This window comes from Arthrobacter cupressi, from assembly GCF_900099975.1.
Classification (GTDB): Bacteria; Actinomycetota; Actinomycetes; order Actinomycetales; family Micrococcaceae; genus Arthrobacter; species Arthrobacter cupressi.
Map to the genome: position 1 here is coordinate 69,116 of NZ_FNEI01000001.1, position 14,254 is coordinate 83,369.

13 protein-coding genes and 1 riboswitch are annotated in these 14,254 nt (G+C 67.5%); of the genes, 7 read left to right on the plus strand and 6 right to left on the minus strand.

The window, feature by feature from the left end; genetic code table 11:
• Positions 1-78: 78 nt before the first annotated feature.
• Positions 79-285, plus strand: a complete 207-nt coding sequence (locus BLP88_RS00325; protein ID WP_074586009.1) for a hypothetical protein — start codon at positions 79-81, stop codon at positions 283-285.
• A gap of 12 nt (positions 286-297) precedes the next feature.
• On the opposite strand, the gene BLP88_RS00330 is transcribed toward BLP88_RS00325, so the two are convergent.
• Positions 298-1,026 (minus strand): LysE/ArgO family amino acid transporter, encoded by a 729-nt coding sequence (locus BLP88_RS00330; protein WP_074586571.1) that lies wholly within the window; start codon positions 1,024-1,026, stop codon positions 298-300.
• Positions 1,027-1,101: 75 nt separating this feature from the next.
• Between BLP88_RS00330 and BLP88_RS00335 the strand changes: the two genes are divergently transcribed.
• Positions 1,102-2,064: a LysR family transcriptional regulator ArgP gene (locus BLP88_RS00335; protein ID WP_074586010.1), complete on the plus strand. Its 963-nt coding sequence runs from the start codon at positions 1,102-1,104 to the stop codon at positions 2,062-2,064.
• Positions 2,065-2,170: 106 nt separating this feature from the next.
• Here the strand turns inward: BLP88_RS00335 and BLP88_RS00340 are convergent, their stop codons facing one another.
• The 4 genes from BLP88_RS00340 to BLP88_RS00355 all read right to left on the minus strand — a co-directional run bounded on the left by BLP88_RS00340 (position 2,171) and on the right by BLP88_RS00355 (position 8,294).
• Positions 2,171-3,532: a prealbumin-like fold domain-containing protein gene (locus BLP88_RS00340; RefSeq protein WP_074586011.1), complete on the minus strand. Its 1,362-nt coding sequence runs from the start codon at positions 3,530-3,532 to the stop codon at positions 2,171-2,173.
• Positions 3,533-3,904: 372 nt separating this feature from the next.
• Positions 3,905-5,551 carry a DNA repair helicase XPB gene (locus BLP88_RS00345; RefSeq protein ID WP_074586012.1) on the minus strand — a complete coding sequence of 549 codons (1,647 nt, stop codon included), beginning with the start codon at positions 5,549-5,551 and terminating at the stop codon, positions 3,905-3,907.
• The gene (locus BLP88_RS00350; protein WP_074586013.1) at positions 5,548-8,037 is read right to left on the minus strand and encodes a helicase-associated domain-containing protein; all 2,490 of its coding nucleotides are present in this window, start codon (positions 8,035-8,037) and stop codon (positions 5,548-5,550) included. The genes BLP88_RS00345 and BLP88_RS00350 overlap by 4 nt, the downstream gene beginning before the upstream one ends.
• 41 nt (positions 8,038-8,078) lie before the next feature.
• The gene (locus BLP88_RS00355; RefSeq protein ID WP_074586014.1) at positions 8,079-8,294 is read right to left on the minus strand and encodes a hypothetical protein; all 216 of its coding nucleotides are present in this window, start codon (positions 8,292-8,294) and stop codon (positions 8,079-8,081) included.
• Between the two features lie 169 nt (positions 8,295-8,463).
• Between BLP88_RS00355 and BLP88_RS00360 the strand changes: the two genes are divergently transcribed.
• The 3 genes from BLP88_RS00360 to BLP88_RS00370 are packed head-to-tail and all read left to right on the plus strand — an operon-like array spanning position 8,464 to position 10,878.
• Positions 8,464-8,847, plus strand: a complete 384-nt coding sequence (locus tag BLP88_RS00360) for a cold-shock protein (protein ID WP_074586015.1) — start codon at positions 8,464-8,466, stop codon at positions 8,845-8,847.
• A 7-nt stretch (positions 8,848-8,854) separates the two neighbouring features.
• Complete coding sequence (locus BLP88_RS00365; protein WP_074586016.1) at positions 8,855-9,550, plus strand: DUF3027 domain-containing protein; 696 nt, start codon at positions 8,855-8,857, stop codon at positions 9,548-9,550.
• 44 nt (positions 9,551-9,594) lie between these two features.
• A complete protein-coding gene (locus BLP88_RS00370; protein ID WP_074586017.1) occupies positions 9,595-10,878 on the plus strand; it encodes an MFS transporter in 1,284 nt (427 codons plus the stop codon).
• Between the two features lie 56 nt (positions 10,879-10,934).
• On the opposite strand, the gene serC is transcribed toward BLP88_RS00370, so the two are convergent.
• Entirely contained in the window at positions 10,935-12,065 is a 1,131-nt protein-coding gene (gene serC, locus BLP88_RS00375; protein ID WP_074586018.1) for a phosphoserine transaminase, read from the minus strand.
• A 288-nt stretch (positions 12,066-12,353) separates the two neighbouring features.
• On the opposite strand from serC, the gene BLP88_RS00380 reads away from it, so the two are divergent.
• Together BLP88_RS00380 and BLP88_RS00385 are read left to right on the plus strand one after the other, a co-directional pair.
• Positions 12,354-13,049 (plus strand): iron-dependent transcriptional repressor DtxR, encoded by a 696-nt coding sequence (locus tag BLP88_RS00380; RefSeq protein WP_074586573.1) that lies wholly within the window; start codon positions 12,354-12,356, stop codon positions 13,047-13,049.
• A 113-nt stretch (positions 13,050-13,162) separates the two neighbouring features.
• Positions 13,163-13,371, plus strand: a riboswitch (cyclic di-AMP (ydaO/yuaA leader).
• A gap of 2 nt (positions 13,372-13,373) precedes the next feature.
• Entirely contained in the window at positions 13,374-14,195 is an 822-nt protein-coding gene (locus tag BLP88_RS00385; RefSeq protein WP_074586019.1) for a M23 family metallopeptidase, read from the plus strand.
• The last annotated feature ends 59 nt before the right edge of the window (positions 14,196-14,254 follow it).

Genomic DNA, 14,254 nt, shown 5'->3' on the forward strand with positions numbered 1-14,254 from the left:
GAACCGCCGGCCGCCGGGATGCGGACACGCCGGAACGGGAGGGCAAAAATTGTCAGTGCTTGGTTCCACACTGGAGCCATGACCAAGCAAGCAGCACCGAAGACCGACCACGGGACCGAATACCACGTCCATTACCTCGATGCGGAATCGGGCCGCCTCGGGCACGAGACCTTCGACCACCTGGCCGAGGCCGAGCGCTTTGCGGACTCCAAACTCTCCGCCCCGGCATCCTGGGCCACGGTGGACGCCGTCCCGGCCGCACGTGAAGGGCGGCTGGTGGCCTGACGCCGCCCGGCGTCAGTTTCCCAGCACCAGGCCTGCCGCCAGCGCGATCATCGTGGCGGCAATACCGCCGTCGAGGATCCGCCATGAGGCGGGACGGGCAAAGAACCCCCGCAGCAGGCGGGCCCCGAAGCCCAGCGCGCAAAACCACAGGATGCTGCCCAGCACCGCTCCGGCGCCGAACCACCACTGCAGGCTGCCGCCTTGGGCGTTGGCCACCGAGCCCAGCAGGACCACCGTGTCCAAATAGACGTGCGGGTTGAGCCAGGTCAGGGCCAGGATCGTAGCCAGGACCGGGGCCAGGCGGTTGACGCGGGTTTTGGTTGCGAGGGCTGTCGACCCGGGCCCCGGGGACCCCATCCGTGCGGGCCCGTTCCCCGCGTTCGGCGCTTCTGCAGCCAGTGATTCTGCGGGCAGTTTCTCATCGTTGGCTTCCGCGGGAAGCAGGGCCTGCGGGCGAAGGGCACGCCGCGCCGCCATGACGCCGTAGCACAGCAGGAACGCGGCCCCCACGTAGCGCAGCACCACGACGGCGACGGGCGCGGCGGTGACCAGTCCGCCCATGCCGCAGATCCCTGCAGCGATGAGCGCGGCGTCGGACAATGCACAGGCCGCGACCACGGGCCCCACGTGCCGGCCAAGGAGCCCCTGGCGCAGGACGAAGGCGTTCTGTGCCCCGATGGCAACGATGAGGGCAAGTCCGGTGCCCAGGCCCAGGATGATTGCTTGAATGATTCCGCTGATGTCCACCCCATCGACGCTACGGGCGGAGCACAGCTTAGACCAGCTAAAGATTCTAAGCTTCAGTAAGATCTTCTTATGGGCCGCTTTTCTTCCGAGCAACTGCATACCTTCGCCGCCGTGGTCAGTGAAGGAACGCTCGAAGCCGCGGCGCGGCGGCTGCATGTCACCGCATCCGCGGTCTCCCAACGACTCAAAGCCTTGGAGGACGGTGCCGGCCAGGTGCTGCTGAGGCGCAGCAACCCGGTCGAAGCAACTCCGGCGGGGGAGGTGGTGCTGCGCCTGGCCAGGCAGATGGCGCAACTCGAGGAAGACGCCGGGCGGGAGCTGGGATTGGCGGTCGGCGGCTCGGGCCACCACGCCCTCCCCATTGCCGTCAATGCCGATTCCCTGGCCGTATGGTTCCTTCGCGCACTGGCGAGGATGCCCGCAGGGCTGGACGTGGCCTTCGACCTCCGCCGGGACGACGAACAGCATTCGGCAGGGCTGTTGCGTTCGGGTGATGTCATGGCGGCGGTAACGGCCACCCCCGAGGCGGTACAGGGATGCCGGGTGGAAGCGCTGGGCATCATGCGCTACCGGGCCGTGGCCGCACCGGATTTCCTGGAACGGTGGCTGCCGGGCTTCGGCGACGGCGGGCTGCCGGACCCGTTCCTGCTGAACGCTGCACCCGGCGTCGACTTCGACAGGAAAGACACCTACCAGGACGCCTTTCTCGGGAGCCTGTTCAAGAAGTCGCGCAGCCGCGCGGAGCGGCCGGCGCGGGGGCCGCGGCACTATGTGCCGGCGTCGCAAGACTTCTTTGACGCCGTCCGCCTCGGCCTGGGCTGGGCACTGGTCCCCGAAATCCAATCCCGGCCGGAGCTCGACGCCGGGCGCCTGGTCCAGCTGGCCCCGGACCGCCCCTTCGACGTTCCCCTGTACTGGCAGCGATGGCGGACGTCCTCATCCCTGCTGGATACGGTCAGCGAGGTGGTGCGGGCGACCGCCGCGGAATACTTGTTCGGCCCGGAAACTGTCGCAAAGGCGCGCCGTGGCTGAGGCCCGGCGCCGTGCGGACAAAACGTTGGACCCCAGCGCTTGCCGGGGTCCAACGCGGATTCACCATGGCGGTCTGCTGTAAACCGCGTGAGCGGATCAGGGATCGCTACTGTGGGATGTTGACGTTCGCCGGGTGGTTTCCGTAACTCTTGTCGTCATAGGCTGCCCCGCCCAGGCCGCACAGCTGTGCTGCTGTCAGGCCGGCAGGCGCCGCCGCGAGCGAGGTCTTGTCCACGCCGTCAACGGTAACCGTGCTCGGGTAGAGCGAGTTATTGGCTTCCTTGCACACGAGGACAATGATCTTGAAGTCGCGTGGATCGACAAAGGTAAGGGTCACCGTTGAACCGCCGGTCACCGTGACAGCCTGAGGGGCCGCGGTGTCGTGGCCGGGAGGCGTCGTGGTTTCCACTACCCAGTAGCTGCCCACCGGGATGTTGGTGAAGGAGCACTTGCCATCAGCACCAGTGGTGCAGGTGGTGGTTGTGGCTGTGTCCTCGGCACCGAGGGTTCCGCCCACGGGGGCATTGTCGTTGTACAGCGTGAAGACGGCACCCTGGAGTGCGGAGGCCGGGCTGTCGTCATCCTGCTTGACCACGTTGATCGTTCCACACCGGGATTCACCGGCGCTGATCGGGGCGATGAAGTCCTTCACGGCCGCGGTAAAGGAGTCGGACGAGCGGCTCTTCAAGTAGGCGGATGCGAAGGGGAGGCAGGCCCCTGGTTCAATGATGTCGGCATCGGTCAGGTTGATGGCAGCTTCGCCGAAGGTCCGCGTGCTCAGGGTGCGGGGGGCGTCCGGGGCAATGGGATCAACGACGGGACCGGAGTTGATTGAGCCTTCAAAGAACCCTGTCAGGCTGTGGACCTTGTCCCAGCAAGGCACGGTGTTCGATGCTTCACACACCGTGCGCGCGTTACCTGTGGTCACCCAGAGGTGGTAGCCAAGGATCGGGTTCACGCCGCCCTGTGAGAGGTCGTACTTGATCAGGACGTCACCGGCGGTACGGACCGGGGTGACACCATTCGCGGAGAGCACCTTGGACTGGTTGAACTCGAAGTCCATGTTGGTTGTGCCGCTCGGTTCCTGGACGCGCTCCCAGGCCAGGTAGAGGAAATCATCGCCGTTTTCCGGAATGAGCCGGGTGTAGAAGCGGAGAAGATCGCTCTTGTTGTTCGGAATGGAGCCGTCGATCACGCTCGGGACGGCGTCGTCTTCCTTGGTGCCGTTGCCGAACGAGTCGTCCGTCTGGCCCGTGGGCTTGTCAATTGCGCAACCCAGGACGGTGCCGGGCGGACAGTCGATGCCGACGTTGGCCCAGTCCTTGGCCTCGTCATCGACGACGAGGTTGCCGTCCGCAGCATCGAAGCTGCTTCCGGCGAGGTTTGCCCGGGCGGCGGAGGTGCCGCTCAGGGCCAGCGCAAAGACGGCTAATCCGACGCCGATTTGCGCACGTGTTTTTCTTTGCATCCTGATCGCTTCCCATTCATTGAGGACGCTTGATGTGCCCGGCCCGGAGGCAGGGCGCCGCAGTCCGTGACGGCGGCCGCGGGCGCTGCCGGGCCAGCCGGTGCCAGGCGGGGAAGTGATGGGACGGGTAATTGGGGGAGGAGTGCCGGGCGTCAGCTGGGGAAGAGTGGCAGTCACGCGCAGGTGGCGTCTTGCGACGCCGGCCCGGCCTCGCAGCAGGGTCTGGCGGACCCCTCTGAGTTCGGTCCGTCCAACGGAAGCACCCCCGGCGGCTTGATTATAGCCTCGCAGTCGAGCGTCGACAATCGTTTTTCGCCCGGCTTTTTTGGGGGTCCAAAGTACGCCTTCCGGAACGGCACGAGGAGGTGGAAATCAGCCCGCGGCGCCGACGTCCTTAGCGTCCATGATCCGGTAGGCGTACCCCTGTTCGGCCAGGAAGCGCTGGCGCTTGGCGGCGAAGTCCTGATCCAGGGTGTCCCGGGCAACCAAGGCATAGAACCGCGCCGCCCGGCCGTCCTTCTTGGGGCGCAGGAGCCTGCCAAGCCGCTGGGCTTCCTCCTGCCGGGACCCGAAGGAACCCGAGACCTGGATCGCCACGGAAGCCTCCGGCAGGTCGATGGAGAAGTTGGCCACCTTCGAGACCACCAAGGTATTGATCTCCCCGGTACGGAACGCGTCGAAGAGTTTCTGCCGCATCCGCACCGAGGTTTCGCCCTTGATGACCGGGGCGTCCAGGCGCTGGCCAATTTCGTCGAGCTGGTCGATGTACTGACCGATCACCAGCAGCTGCTCGCCCGCATGAGCGGCAACCAGCTGTTCCACCAGTGCGGTCTTGGTTTCCGACGTCGAACACAGACGGTACTTGTCCGCATCCTCGGCCATCGCATAGGCCACGCGCTCGTCCCGCGGCAGATCCACGCGCACTTCCACGCAGTCAGCCGGTGCAATGTAGCCCTGGGCCTCGATGTCCTTCCACGGTGCGTCATAGCGTTTCGGCCCGATGAGCGAAAAGACCTCGCCCTCCCGGCCGTCCTCACGCACCAGCGTGGCGGTCAGGCCGAGGCGGCGCCGGGCCTGCAGGTCCGCGGTCATGCGGAAGATCGGGGCCGGCAGGAGGTGGACCTCGTCGTAGATGATCAGGCCCCAGTCGTGCCCGTCCACGAGTTCAAGGTGCGGATAGATTCCGCCTCGCCTGGTGGTCAGCACCTGGTACGTGGCGATCGTTACCGGCCTGACTTCCTTGACCGAGCCGGAGTATTCGCCGATCTCGTCCTCCGTCAGCGAGGTCCGCCGGAGCAGCTCGTCCTTCCACTGCCGTGCCGCGACCGTGTTGGTTACCAGGATCAGGGTGGTGGTGCAGCCGGTGGCCATGGCGGCGGCACCCACGATGGTCTTGCCCGCGCCGCAGGGGAGCACCACCACGCCGCTTCCGCCGGACCAGAAGTTCTCTGTGGCCAGCTTCTGGTACGGCCGCAGGTGCCAGCCTTCCTCGATGAGGCTGATAAGGTGCGGCGTCCCGTCGACGTAGCCCGCCCGGTCATCGGCCGGCCAGCCGAGCTTGAGCAGCAGTTGCTTGAGCTGCCCCCGCTGCGAGGAATGGACCACCACGGTTTCGCCGTCGATCCGAGGGCCCAGCAGGGGCGCGATCTTCTTGGCCCGGATGACCTCCTCGAGCACCGGGTAATCGTCAGTGCGCATCACCAGTCCGTGCTGCGGATCCTTCTCCAGGCGCAGCCGCCCGTAGCGGGACATGGTTTCCTCGACGTCCAGCAGCAGCGAGTGCGGCACCGGGAACCGCGAATACCGCAGGAGGGTGTCCAGGACCTTTTCCGCATCGAGCCCTGCCGCCCTGGCGTTCCAGAGACCCAGCGGGGTGAGCCGGTAACTGTGCACGTGTTCGGGGGCACGTTCGAGTTCGGCGAACGCCGCGATGGCGTGCCGGGCCTCGGTGGCGAGTTCGTGGTCCACTTCCAGCAGGATGGTCTTGTCGCTCTGCACGATCAGCGGACCGTCGTTCACTCTGCTCCCTTACTTGCCGGCCTGGCGGTCTGTCCGGCCGCGGGCTCGACGTCGACAATACGGTGGATGGACAGAACCCGTTCGGTGTCCCGGGCAGGATCGAACACCCGCACCCTGCCGCCGGACACGGAGACAGGAACAACGGTCTCGCTGTTGGAATTCCCGTCCCCGTCCACCACGTTCATGGTCACGGCCTGCTTCAGCCGGATGGCGCGCTGCAGCGCTTCAAGTCCCAGTTGCGCGGCCGCCTCGCCGGAGGTTTCCGCAGCCCCGCCCGGACGGTGCCGCAGCACCGCAAGCTGCGCCTCGACGTCGTCCTGTGCCGGAGCCGAACGGGGCGCCGAATAGACCGGCCTGGCACTGCCGGTGGCGGCGGCGGTCCGCTTGTAGCGCACGACGGCGGGCTCGGGCTCCTGCACGGTGGGCGACAGTCCCAGCTCGCGCAGTACCCTCGCGGTTTCCCGGGGACTGGCCGCTGAGGTCAGCACGGTGGGGGCGATCCGGACAAGGCCAAGGCTTGCCGCCCCGGTCTCCTGGAGGAGCTCGGAGATGGCGGCCTCGTCGTCGCTCTGGATGAAGCTCGCGCTGCTGGCGACGCGCAGCCTGCCGTGCCGGGAGGCGGTGTCCCGCACCAGGTATTCCAGGGGTTGCGGCACCTCGGTGGCGGAGTGCTCGCGCAGGAACTGCAGGATGGCCGCGGCGTCCTGGCCGGCGTCGAGGGCCCTGCGGACTGACGCTTCGGAGAAACGGTAGATGGTGGCAGGGCCCTGGCCCTCGGCGTCCGCGAGCAGGGTGAGGCGCTCGCCGAGGCCCGGTGCGAGATACCCGGGCGCGACCGCGGTGAGGTCGGCCTGAAGCAGGATGTGGTTGACGGCTGCCGGCAGGTGTTCGCCGAGGATGTCCAGCGCGTGGTCCGGCTCCTCGGCGGCGATCGCCGCACCCAATTGGGTCAGCGCGCCGGAGCCGATCAAACCCAGGAGTTCGGCCTCCCGCAGTATCCCAGGCACCAGGGAACTGAAGCGGCGGGCCATCCGCGGCTGGGACCACTCGGCCCGCTCCAGCACGGATCGCGCGTCGAGCACGGGGGCGCGGCCGTCCGGGGCGGAGGCCTCCTCGGTGAGTTCCTGCAGGATCTCCAGCACCCGCCGTCGGATCAGCGGGGCGTCTGGCCGCTGGGCCTCGCCGGACAGGGCATTGATGCTGGTGCCAGCCGAATTGGGCCTGCCCTGGTGCCCGGCGGAGGTGGATACGGCCTGGCCCACGAGTGAGGGCGCGCGTTCGCTCGCCAGCCAGGCATTGACCACCCAAAGCCATTGTTCCTGGCGCGGCAGGGCGAGCCATTCCAGGCCCGGCGGCTGGATCCAGGTGGAACTGTCCACATCCAGGCGCAGCAGCCCGGCCAGCGCGGCGATCTCCAGGAAGAGCCCCGCCTCCCGGGTCTCAAGACGCAGCCGGTCCGCGAGGCGCTTGAGTTCCCGCACACCCACCCCGCCGGTGCGCAGCGTGGCCAGCGGCTGCTCGCGGACGGCGGCCAGCAACTCGCCAAGGATCCGCAAGGCCTCGGCGATGGCGCCGAGGGCAGCGTTCCGGCGCAGCAATGCACTGGTCAGGCCCAGCTCCGGCAGGGGCGCCTCCACCGTGAAGTGGTCCACGATCATGCCGCCGCGCAGGGCCAGGCCCACACTGTGCGGGAGTTCCACATGTGAGGCGTCCAGCGGGACGAGCAGGCCGCGGGCGAGGAGCCAGTCGACGGGGCCGACGTCGGGCCCCTCATTGCTGATCGACGCCATCCGCTGCGCCTGGGGCACGGCCCCCATCGCCCAGCTGCCGAACCTGTCCAGCAGGGCCCGGGTCCGTTCCGGGGCCCCGGCGAGGATGCCGTCCAGGTCCTTCGGCGCCGACGTCCAGCGCTGCAGCGCCAAGGCGGCCTCCATGGGGGTTGCCGCCTCGGGAACGCCGGCCCCGCTGCGGCGCAACTCGGCAACCAGTTGGACCACCCGCTGCGCGAAGGCCGGCTGCAGGCGGACCAGTTCCGTGTAGCTGCGGCCCAGGCCCGCGGGGTAGATGCCCACCACGTCCTTCAGGGTGCCCACCGGAAGGTAGAAACGGTGCCTGGACCCGGCGGGTTGGGTGCCCGGGGGCGGTTCGCAGCGGTGGATGAGGGCCAGGGCCTCGAGCCGGTGGAGGATTCCTTCGAGCGCGGTCAGGGTGGCTCCCGCGATCGCCTTTTTCAGGCCCGGAGCGGAAATGCCGTGGCCTGTGTCCGGATTGGTGCAAAGGTGCAGGGCCTCCAGGACCTGCATCTCCGGCTTGTTGAGGCGTTCCAGGGCGCGCTGCACGCTCACCCGCGCGCTGGCCCGCGCCGCGAGGGCTGCGAAGTCCGGGGCAGCAGGGGAAATCAGGTCCGGCCGCGCGGCAAACAGGGCCCGCAGCGAGTCGTCGCTGCGCGCTTCCAGGTCTTTGCTGAGCGCGCGGATGAGGGACATCACTTCAACGTTACCGCCCCCGGGAGCCGCAGCACCCGGGCTTATTTCCTGCGGCGTTGGACGACCGCATCCACCACCAGGACGAGCATTGCCAGGAACGCGGCCGGCAGGCCGTAGAGCGCAAGGGAGGTCATCCAAGCCGGGGCGGCACTGCCCGCGGCGGCGATGGCCATGACCCCGCCCACGGCGGCCAGGGACAGCAAAGCGACGACGGCGGCGGCGATCGTCAGGGGGCGGCGGTAGCCGGTGATACTCATGCAAGCAACGCTAACAGCCCGCGCTGAAGCACGGGATCGCTGCCCGGCACGATAACCTTGGAGGAACAGACCAACACGGAGCAGGCAATTGCCCCTGATCCCGCAGGACCCTGCGGATGCGGTGAGCTGCCGGCCGTGTCTCCACGCAAGAACGAAGAAGGTTGAATACGTGCCCACCGGCAAGGTCAAGTGGTATGACAAGGACAAAGGTTTCGGCTTCCTCGCCGCCGAAGACGGCCAGGAAGTGTTTCTGCCCAAGTCGGCGCTGCCCGCAGGCGTAAGCGAGCTCAAGGCCGGCACCCGGGTTGAATTCGGTGTGGCCGATGGCCGCCGCGGCGCCCAGGCGCTGGGCCTGCGCGTGCTGGACAAGCTGCCTTCCGTCGCCAAGGCCAAGCGCATGGGTGCCCGCGAGCTCGCCCCCGTGGTCCAGGACCTCGTCTCCGTGCTGGACAAGCTGTCCGGCAGCCTCTCCGCCGGCAAGTACCCCGAAGGCGCCAAGGGCAAGGCCATCGCGGCTGTCCTCCGCAAGGTTGCCGACGAGCTTGAGGCTTAGGCCACCCATGACCTCCGAATCCGTAGAAGCAGGCCAGACCGGCGCTCCCGCAGCAGCGGCCGGCGGCGCTTCCGCGCGGAAATCCGCCAGGCCCCAGGCGAAAGCCCCGGCCAAGGTTCCGGCCGCCAAACCGCGGGCCGGCGTACCGGCGTGGCGGACAGGCAAGCCGGACGCATTCCTGGCTGCCGCCGTCGACGTCGCACGCGAGGCCGTGGCGACGATCGCCAAGGAAAGCGAGATCGGCGCGCACATCGCCGCGAAGTCCGAAGGCGAACGGGTGGTCACTCACCTGTTCGAGTCCCGGCTTCCGGGCTACGGCGGCTGGCAGTGGTACGCCGTGGTCACACGCAATTCACGGTCCAAGACGGTGACCGTGAGTGAACTCGGCCTGTTGCCCTCGGAGGATTCCATCCTGGCTCCCGAATGGGTGCCGTGGGCCAAGCGCGTCCGTCCCGAGGACGAGGCGCAGGCTCCGGAGCACGGTTCCGACGGCGCTGAATCCGCGGAAGCTGAATCAGAGGAGCACGATTCCGAGGACGTGGCTGACGGTGACGTCGCCGCGGAATCCGACGGGAACGTTACCGGTGACGCCTCGGGCGGCGAGGCTGCGGGCGAGGTCGCCGCTTCGGACAACGATGGGGACGACAACGGCGAAGCCGAGGACGCGGAGACCGGACCCGACGGCGAAACCGAGGCTGAATAGTCTTTGGGTTGTCCTGCAGGTGATCCGGACGAAGGCGGCAATTGATGTCCACCTTCAGATCCCTGCACATCCGCAATTACCGCGTCTGGTTCCTCGGGGCCCTGGTCTCCAACGTCGGCACTTGGATGCAGCGCACCGCCCAGGACTGGCTGGTCTTTGACCACCTCAGCAACCACGATGCCGGGGCCATGGGCATCACGCTCGCCCTGCAAATGGGCCCACAGCTCTTCCTCGCGCCCTGGGCCGGCCTGCTCGCGGACCGTTATGACCGCCGCCGCCTCCTTTTCCTGACCCAGGGCCTCATGGCCTTGCTGAGCACGGGCCTGGGAATCCTGGTGCTGGCCGGCGCCGGCCAGTTGTGGCATGTCTACGTTTTTGCCCTGCTGCTGGGCTTGGTGTCCGCGCTGGACGCACCGGTCCGGCAGACCTTCGTGTCCGAGCTCGTCGGTGATGAATCCCTCGCGAACGCCGTGGCGCTCAACAGTGCCTCGTTCAACGTGGCCCGCATGATCGGACCGGCCGTGGCCGGCGTGCTCACCGTCGTGGTCGGCCCGGGCTGGGTCTTCCTGCTAAATACAGTGACATTCCTGGCGATGATCCTCGCGCTGGGCAATATCCCCGCGGGTACCCTGCGCGCCCAGCCGCGGGCCGCGGCAGGCAAGGGCCGCATCCGGGAGGGCCTGCGGTACGTGCGGCACCGCCGGGACATCGTGGTGGTCCTCGTGGCGATCTTCATCATGGGCACTCTCGGGCTGAACTTCGTTCTCTTCATCGCCGCCATGGTGGGCACGGAATTCGGTATGGACGCCGGCGCATTCGGCCTCATGAATTCCGTGATGGCCATCGGCTCCGTGGCCGGTGCCCTGCTTTCGGCCCGGCGGGGACGGCCCCGCCTGCGCCTGATCTTCGGCGCCGCGGGAGCCTTCGGGGTGGCGAGCCTGCTGGCCGCCCTCGCGCCCAACTATCTCCTGTTCGGATGCGCGCTGGTACCCGTTGGGCTGTTTGCCCTGACCATGATCACCAGCGCCAACGGCTACGTGCAATCCACCACTGACCCGGTAATGCGCGGGCGGGTGATGGCGCTATACATGGCGATCTTCATGGGCGGGACACCCCTCGGGGCGCCCCTCGTGGGCTGGATCGCCAACGTCGCCGGCCCCCGCTGGTCCCTGGGAATCGCCGCCGCGGCCGGGATCTCCGCCGCCGTCGTCGGGCTCGTCTGGATCATCAGGGCGCGGCAGCTGCGCCTGCGTTTCGACCGCAGGGCGAGGGGACTGCGGGTCTTCCGGATCGCATCGGTATCGGCCGCGGAGACGCCGGACCTTTAGCCAATTAAACGCGGCAGCGCCCGCCCGGAAGACCAGGGCGGGCGCTGCCGCGTGTGCTACTTGCGCAGTTCGCCCACCACGTAGTCGATGCTGGCCAGCAGCGCCGAAACGTCGTCCGGCTCGATCGCAACGAAGGTGGCGATGCGCAGCTGGTTGCGGCCCAGCTTGCGGTACGGCTCGGTGTCCACGATCCCGTTGGCGCGCAGGATCTTGGCGATGGCCGCTGCGTCCACGGAGTCGTCGAAGTCGATCGTGGCGATGACGTTTGAGCGGTCTTCGGCCTTGGCCACGAACGGGGTGGCGAACTCGGAAGCTTCGGCCCACTGATAGACCCGCTGAGCGGAGTCCGCGGTCCGCTTGGCCGCGAAGTCCAGGCCGCCGTTGTTGTTCAGCCACTGCACCTGGGCATCCAGGGTGACCAGGGTGCTCAGCGACGGAGTGTTGTAGGTCTGGTTCAGCTTGGAGTTGTCGATCGCCGTCTGCAGGTCCAGGAAGTCCGGGATCCAGCGCCCGCTGGCCTTGACGCGCGCGGCGCGCTCCAGCGCGGCGGGAGAGAACAGGCCCAGCCACAGCCCGCCGTCGGACGCGAAGTTCTTCTGCGGGGCGAAGTAGTACACATCGGCTTCGGCGACGTCGACGTCGAGGCCGCCGGCGGCGGAGGTGGCGTCCACCAGGATGAGCGCGCCGTCGTCGGCACCGTCAACCCGCTTCACGGGCGCGGCGACGCCGGTGGAGGTTTCGTTCTGCGGCCAGGCGTAAACATCGACGCCGGCCTCGGCCGAAGCGGCGGGACGGGTGCCCGGCTCGGACTTGATGATGGAGGAGGCTTCCAGGAACGGGGCCTTGTTGGTGGCTGCGGCGAACTTGGAGCCGAACTCGCCGAAGGACAGGTGCTGGGCCTTCTTCTCCACCAGGCCGAAACTGGCGACGTCCCAGAACGCAGTGGAACCGCCGACGCCGAGGATCACCTCGTAGCCGTCGGGAGCACGGAAGAAGTCGCTCAGGCCTTCGCGGACGGAACCCACAAGGTTCTTGACCGGGGCTTGGCGGTGCGAGGTGCCGAGGATGGTTGCGGAGGCGGCGGAGAGTGCTTCGATCTGCTCCGGGCGGACTTTCGAGGGCCCGGCGCCAAACCGGCCGTCAACAGGCTTCAGGTCTGCCGGGATAGTGATGCTGTTCTCGCTCACGGTTTAGCTCCAATGGTGTAGCGGCCTGGTGGTTCGTGGCGGGTGGCAGAAGTGCGCCGTCGCCTCCCCAATTCTGCCTGACTTCGCGGGCAGGGCAGAACCGGACTGTCACAGTGCGCCACGGCCCGGAGAATGGGCCCACCCGCCGCCGGGAATTATCAAGAGTTATTCCAAATAAGTTAGGCTGGGGGTGTGGGGTCCGGGCCAAAATGCCCGCCAAACGGCCGCCCGACCGCTTGCGGTACGGTGGAAAATAGCCAAGATACTGTGCTCGAGGAGCTGAGCTGGATGACGGATCTGATCGATACCACTGAGATGTATCTTCGAACCATCTTGGAGCTCGAAGAAGAAGGCATCGTCGCTCTTCGCGCCCGGATCGCCGAACGCCTGCGGCACTCCGGTCCCACGGTTTCCCAGACGGTGGGCCGCATGGAGCGGGACGGGCTTGTGATCGTTTCCAATGACCGCCACCTTGAGCTCACGCCCACCGGCCGCAAGCGCGCCACCGAGGTCATGCGCAAGCACCGCCTCGCGGAACGGCTGCTCGCCGACGTCATCGGCCTGGACTGGGCCTACGTCCATGACGAAGCCTGCCGCTGGGAACACGTCATGAGCGAGCGCGTTGAGCGCAGGCTCTACGAACTCCTCGACCACCCCACCGAGTCCCCGTATGGAAATCCGATCCCGGGCCTTGAAGCGATCGGCGGGACTGCGGCGCATCCCTTCGGCGACGGCGTGGTGAACCTCCTCCAGGCGATGGAAGCCTACGCCCCGGACGCCCGCGTTGTGGTCAGCCGCCTGGCCGAGCCCATCCAGGTTGAGCCGGAGCTGCTGCTCCAGCTGGACGAAGGTGGCATCCGCCCGGGCGCGCAGATCTCCTTGGCCCGGGCGGGGGAGTACATCTCAGTTCGTGTCCCCGGCATTGAGGGTGCGCTGGAGCTCCCTCCGGAGGTCGCGGCGCACGTCTTTGTGACCGTCGCCTGAGCGCCGCGGGAAGATAACGAATTTATTACTGAGGGTGTTAATCACCTATAGTTGGGTACTAGCGCCGATACCAAAGCGTTACCTGCTCCGGAGTCGAGCTCTGCCAGCGGAACAGGTGAATTAATCCGTTCATTGGCAGGGGCGGGGGAACCATCGTTGGTTGCCGGAAGGCAGCCTTGGGGTGAAGTCCGCACGGGAATGCAATGTTGCACAGTGTCCTTCCGGGGATAGCTCTGTGCCGCGTGCCTTTTCTGCGGGCCAGGTCTGTGAACTCTCTGACCTGAATCCGACAGCTAACCTCGCAGGCTTCCAGAGAGGAACCTTTTGACCACGCAGAACACCAGGGGCCGCAGGCGTGCGTCCGGCCCCGTTGCTGAGCTGCGGCCACGGGCCGTCGCAACGATCGAGCGGCCCCGTGATTCCCACCGTGAAGCCCGCACCCGCAGGAGCCCCCTGCAGCAGGTAGCCGACTTCGCCGCCGCGAGCGGAGTGGGTCAAAAGGCCGGCGTAGCACTTGCAGCCACCGGACTCATCATGACCGTTGCCCTCCCGGGAACCGGCGCCATGACCGCGAGTTCCGAGGCTGGATCCCCGGGGACTGCGATGGCAGGTTCCCAGCCCGAGATCGCCGTTTCTGCCAGCGCCAAGGTCGACTTCAGCCGCATGGCCGTCTCCACCAAGGCCGACCCGGACGCGAAGCTCCGCCAGCTGCTCAGCGCGCAGTCCGCCGGCTCCGTGCAGGCCGCTTCTTCCAAGGGGACGCTGGGCGCTCCGCTGGCCAGCATGGTTTCCGTCTCGCCCTTCGGCTACCGGATAGACCCGTTCACGGGTGGCTACGGCGAATTCCACCGCGGCCGCGACTTCGCGGCGCAGTGCGGCACCGAGGTCTACGCGGCGGCTTCCGGCAAGGTCACGTTCGCCGGTTGGCACCCCTACGGCGGCGGCAACCGCGTGGTGATCGACCACGGCAACGGCCTGGAAACCACGTATAACCACCTGTCGTCCTTCAATGTCTCGGTCGGCCAGAGCGTCAACCGCGGCGATGTGGTTGCACTCAGCGGCACCACGGGCGCCTCCACCGGCTGCCACCTGCATTTCGAGGTCATGGTCAACGGCGACGTCGTCGAGCCGGATGGCTGGCTGTAGACCCCGATCTGAGGGAGTTCTCTCGAATGAATGTCACGTGCCGTGACCTGAATGTGACA